The sequence below is a fragment of the Streptomyces niphimycinicus genome, assembly GCF_018883605.1.
Classification (GTDB): Bacteria; Actinomycetota; Actinomycetes; order Streptomycetales; family Streptomycetaceae; genus Streptomyces; species Streptomyces niphimycinicus.
In genome coordinates this window covers 1-5,469 of the sequence record NZ_JAHLEM010000956.1, presented here as the reverse complement: position 1 = coordinate 5,469, position 5,469 = coordinate 1, and the positions used below count along the sequence as shown (strand labels likewise).

4 protein-coding genes are annotated in these 5,469 nt (G+C 71.2%); all 4 read left to right on the top strand.

The window, feature by feature from the left end; translation table 11 throughout:
• Window positions 1-1,312: GlnX family signal transduction membrane protein (locus tag KN815_RS46085; RefSeq protein ID WP_216347751.1), on the top strand; the 1,312-nt coding region annotated here is incomplete at its 5' end.
• On the top strand, window positions 1,309-2,352 hold the full coding sequence (locus KN815_RS46080; RefSeq protein WP_216347750.1) for a glutamate ABC transporter substrate-binding protein: 1,044 nt from the start codon (window positions 1,309-1,311) through the stop codon (window positions 2,350-2,352). The genes KN815_RS46085 and KN815_RS46080, both read left to right, overlap by 4 nt.
• Window positions 2,353-2,480: 128 nt before the next feature.
• A complete protein-coding gene (locus tag KN815_RS46075; RefSeq protein WP_216347749.1) occupies window positions 2,481-3,806 on the top strand; it encodes a coiled-coil domain-containing protein in 1,326 nt (441 codons plus the stop codon).
• Window positions 3,803-5,469 (top strand): serine/threonine protein kinase (locus tag KN815_RS46070; protein ID WP_216347748.1); only part of this gene is annotated, 1,667 nt, incomplete at its 3' end. The genes KN815_RS46075 and KN815_RS46070, both read left to right, overlap by 4 nt.

The following is a 5,469-nucleotide window of genomic DNA, read 5'->3' as shown; positions in this document are numbered from 1 at the left end:
GGCGGCGACGACCGAGCCCGGCCGGCTGCGCGTCATCGGAGCGGTGCTGGCCGCGCTGGTGGTCGCGTTCGGCGCGGTCACGGCCTGGCAGGTCTCCGACCGGCAGACCGCGGCGGACGCCGTGGCCGAGCGCAGCCAGCCGCTGAGCGCCGACGCGGCACAGATCTACCGCTCCCTGGCCGACGCCGACACCACGGCGACCCGTGGCTTCCTGGCGGGCGGCCAGGAGCCCGCCCAGGTCCGCCGGCGGTATGTGCGGGACATCGACACCGCCTCCAAGCTGCTGGTGAGCGCCGCCGCCAATACCGGGGGCTCGGCCTCCGCCCGCGACGAGATACGGAAGATCAATCAGCTCCTGCCGGTCTACACCGGCCTGGTCGACTCCGCGCGCGCCAACAACCGCCAGGGGCTGCCGCTGGGCGGCGCCTATCTGCGCTATGCCAACGACACCATGCGCACCCGGCTGTTGCCCGCCGCGGGCAGGCTCTACCAGGCCGAGACCGCCCGTCTCGGGGATGACTACGAGGACGCCGAGGCATGGCCGTGGGTGGCGATCGGCACCGGCCTGGTCGCCCTGGGCGCGCTGGGATGGGCCCAGCGCCGCCACTACCAGCGGACGAACCGAGTGCTCAACCACGGCATGCTCGCCGCCACGGCCGCCTCCACGGTGGTGATGCTGTGGCTGGTGGTCGGCCATGCGGTCGCCAGCACCGAGCTGAGCGACTCCAATGACCACGGGGCGAAGTCCCTCCAGGTGCTCAACGAGGCGCGGATCGACTCCCTGCGGGCCCGCGCCGATGAGAATCTGACCCTGGTGGCGCGTGGCGCGGTCGTCGTCGACGAGGACGGTGCCAACAAGGGCAAGGACGCCTACGAGGTCAGCTACGGCTCGCAGATGTCCGCACTCGTGGGGAAGTCGTCCGGCGGCAGTCCCGCTGACGGCAGCCTGCTGGACAAGGCGCGCGCCCTGGCGGACGACGACGCGGGCCGTGAGCCGCTGGAGAAGGCCGCCGACCGGGTCAAGGAGTGGCAGGTGCGGCACAAGGCCGCCCGCGCCGCCGATGACGGGGGCGACTACAAGACGGCGCTGGCCAAGGTCATCGGCGCCAAGGACAGCACCGGCGAGTCCTTCGACGCGGTGGACAGCCAGTTGGCCGAGGCCCTCGACCATGAGCAGCGGGAGTTCCAGCAGGCCGCCGACGACGGACGCGGCGCGTTCACCGCGATGGCACTGGGCGCCGGGGTGCTGGCCGTGCTGGGCGCCGCGGGCGCGGTGCTGGGCATAGGCCGCAGACTGTCGGAGTACCGATGAGGACGATGGGGGGCGGAAGCATGCGATCGCTGCGATCGGCCGCCGCGGTGACGGTATGCGCCCTGGGCGTGGCCACGGCCATCGCGGTGCCGGCGATGATGGACGACGGCGGCGACGGCGACAGCAAGGGCGGCGCGCAGCGCCCGCAGACGATGCGGGCCGGCGCCGAGACCGAGGCCGCGACGGACAGTTGCCGCGATCCCGAGGCGAGCCTGCGCCCGTCGAGCGCCAGCGGCCCGGCCATCAAGCGCATCAAGAACCGTGAGGTCAACGGCCATAAGCTCAACAAGCTGATCGCCGGCGTCGACCAGAACAGCTACCGCTGGGGATACCGCGATCCGGCCACCGGCGACCTCACCGGGTTCGACATCGACCTGGTGCACGCCATAGCCGAGGACATATTCGGCGATCCGGACGCGGTCATCTTCCGCACCATCCCCACCAGTCAGCGCATCAAGGCCCTGCAACAGGGCAAGGTGGACGTCGTGGTGCGCACCATGACCATCAACTGCGACCGGATCAAGGACGTCGCGTTCTCCACCGCGTACTTCCAGGCCGGGCAGCAGGTGCTGGTCGCCGACGACTCGTCCATCACCGGCTACAACAAGACCCTGCGCGGCAAGAAGGTCTGCACCGCACAGGGTTCCACCGCCGAGGCCGAGCTGGACAAGCCGGACACCGGGGCCGAGCATCTGGGCGCGATCAAGGTCAAGCCCGTTCCCAACCAGTTGGATTGCCTGGTCAGGCTGCAACTCGGCGAGGTGGACGCGGTCATCACCGACAATGCGCTGGCGGCCGGCCAGGCGGCCCAGGACCCCTCCGTCAAGCTGGTCGGCTCACGATTCACCGATGAGCTCTACGGCGTGGCGATGAACAAGGACGACGACGACCTGGTACGCCGGGTCAACAAGGTTCTGGAGAACTACCGCCAGGGCGGTGCCGGCAGCCCCTGGATGCGGGCCTACCAGAAGTGGCTCGCCAAGGACTTCAGCACGGCACAGGAGAATCCGGCACCACCCGCCCCCGTATACAAGGACTAGCACCGGACCCGGACACATCGGGCACGTGCAAGGATCACGGACCGGCAAGGATTAGCACCCGCCTCACACGCGTAGGGATGACGCTGCAAACGGATCACACAATGGTTACGGACATGGAGAGGTGATCGATGGGGGTCCCGGGACCCTTCCCCAGCTTCGCGGGGGCACCCGACGGCCCGGTCATGGGCCGTGAGGAGGTGGACCGCGCGCTGGCGAAGCTCGCCGCCGAACACGAGGCGATCGAGTCCTCACTGCTCGCCCTCCAGGACCACGCGGGCAGAAGGCTCCTCGAGGGCGCCGAGCTCACGGGTGTCACCAAGGACCGGTGGTCCACCACCGAGCAGGCCATCTCCCTCCTCTGGAGCTACTTCGACGCGTACTCCGAGGCCCTCACCCGCGCCCGTGAGCTGCGCTCCCGTCACCGCTGGCCGACGCAGGAAGAGCTGACCGAGCTCACCGAGCTGCTGTGCGGCACCGCGATCACCCTGCCCAGCAGCGCCACCCTCGGCGGTTCGCCCCTGCTCAGCGAGGAGCTGAGCCTGGACCGGCTGGTCGACCGGATGAACCGCTGGTACGCGGAGGCCCTTGGCGTCATCGTCAGCGCCGACGCCGTATGGTCCGCGCTGCCCGCCCGGATCGACATGCTCTCCGCCGAGCTGCACCGCACCCGTTCGCTCGCCCACTCCGTCGGAGTGCGTCCCGGTGAGCACCCCTCGGGGGACGATCTGGAGCAGATCACCGCCGAGCTGACCGCGCTGCGCGCCGAAGTGGTCTGCGACCCGCTGGCCTTCTGGAAACCGGCCGGCGGCAGCTCCGCGCCCGGCGGCGGCAGCCCCGACACCGAGCGCTATGACCGCTCCGCCCGCGCCCTGGAGGATGTGCGGCGGGAGATCGAGGCGGTCCTGGATGTGCGGCAGGACGCCGAGCGGCGGCTGATGCGGCTGCGGGATGTGCTCTCCCGCGCCGATCGCACCCTGGCGGAGGCGCGCCAGGCGCGCGGTGAGGTGCTCGCGAAGATCGCGGCGTCCGAGGTCCCGGCCGTCAGCGGCCCGCCGACCGCGCTGCACGAGCAGTTGGTCGCCGCCGCCGACTACCGCAGGCGCTCCCAGTGGCACCGGCTCTCGCCGCTGCTGGAGAGCCTGGAGCAGCGCGCCGACGACGAATTGCTGCGGGCCCGCGAGTCGTTGACCGCGGTCACCGCGCCGCTGGCGGTCCGCGCGGAGCTGCGCGGCCGTCTCGACGCGTACAAGGCGAAGGTCGCCCGCCATGGCATGGCGGAGGACTCGATGCTGGTGGAGCGGTATGACGTGGCCCGCCGGATGCTGTGGAGCGCCCCGTGTGATCTGCGGGTGGCCGAGCAGGCCGTGCTGCGCTATCAGCAGGCGGCGGCCGAGGCCCTGGTGCCACGCCAGACGGGCCCGGCCGACGAAGGTATCGAGGGAGGCACGAAATGACTGCGGCGGTCGCCGCCTGCCAGCGGCGTGACTGCGGCGGGTCCTACGAGGACGTGGGCGGAGGTGAGCTGTACTGCGATGTCTGCGGTATGGCCCCGGTCGTCTCACCGCAGGGGCTGGTGGCCTCACCGCCCACCGGGATCACCGGGCAGGGCGGACCGGCCGGGGGCTCCTCGTCGTCCGCCGGGAGCTCCTCGTCGTCGGGCGGCGGATCCTCGTCGTCGGTCAGGGGCTCCGCCCTGTCGTCCGGCCAAGGCTCCTCCCCGCTGTCCGGCCATGGCTCCGGCCGGGACTCCTCGTCCGGTGCCTCGAGCCGGTCGCGTTCGGCACGCTCCTCCTCGTCCCGGCGCTCGGTGTCCGGGCGGCTGTCCCGCTCCCTGTCCGGGCGGACCTCGTCGCGTTCGGTCTCGGTGCGCAGCTCCCGCTCCGCCACCTCGGCCTCCTCGGGGCGGAACGCACTGGGCGCCGGTCTGGTCAGCGTCCCGGATGTGCCGCGTCCCGATCCGCGGACGGCGGTGCTCGCGGACCCCGAGGTCCCCGAGCGGAAGCGGTTCTGTAGCCGCGGGGACTGCGGTGCCCCGGTGGGCCGCGCCCGCGGCGAGCGGCCGGGCCGCACCGAGGGGTTCTGCACCAAATGCGGTCATCCGTATTCTTTCGTACCGAAGTTGAACCCCGGTGACATCGTCCGCGGCCAGTACGAGGTCGCGGGCTGTCTGGCACACGGCGGGCTCGGCTGGATCTATCTGGCCATCGACCGCGCGGTGTCGGACCGCTGGGTGGTCCTCAAGGGCCTGCTGGACACGGGCGACGAGGAGGCCCTGGCGGCCGCCGTCTCCGAGCGCCGCTTCCTCGCCGAGATCGAGCACTCCAACATCGTCCGGATCTACAACTTCGTCGAGCATCTCGACCAGCGCACCGGCAGCCTCGACGGCTATATCGTCATGGAGTACGTGGGCGGCAAGTCCCTCAAGGACATCGCCAACGCCCTGCGCACCACCGACGGCCGGCGCAATCCGCTCCCCGTCGAGCAGGCGTGCGCCTACGGCATCGAGGCCCTGGAGGCGCTCGGCCATCTGCACAGCCGCAATCTGCTCTACTGCGACTTCAAGGTCGACAACGCCATTCAGCAGCAGGACCAGCTCAAACTGATCGACATGGGCGCGGTCCGGCGGATGGACGACCACGACAGCCCCATCTACGGAACGGTCGGCTACCAGGCCCCCGAGATCGCCGAGACCGGTCCGTCGGTCGCCTCCGATCTCTACACGGTGGCGCGCACCCTGGCCGTGCTCACCTTCGACTTCCAGGGCTATACGAACGTCTTCGTGGACAGCCTGCCGGACCCCGAGCACATCGAGGTCTTCCGGCGCTATGAATCCTTCTACCGGCTGCTGGTGCGGGCCACCGACCCGGACCCGGGTCGCCGCTTCGCCTCCGCGCGGGAGATGGCCGATCAGTTGACCGGGGTGCTGCGGGAGGTCGTGGCGCTTCAGACCGGGCGGCCCCGGCCGGCCCTGTCCACCCTCTTCGGGCCGGAACCACGCGTCGTGGACACCGAGTTGTTCGCCGACGACGGCCAGGATCCGTCCCTGCTGGGCGCCCGCCCCGTCGGCCGGGGCGCCACCGCGCCCGTCCCCGCGCAGCGGCCGCCGGGCCCGCTGGC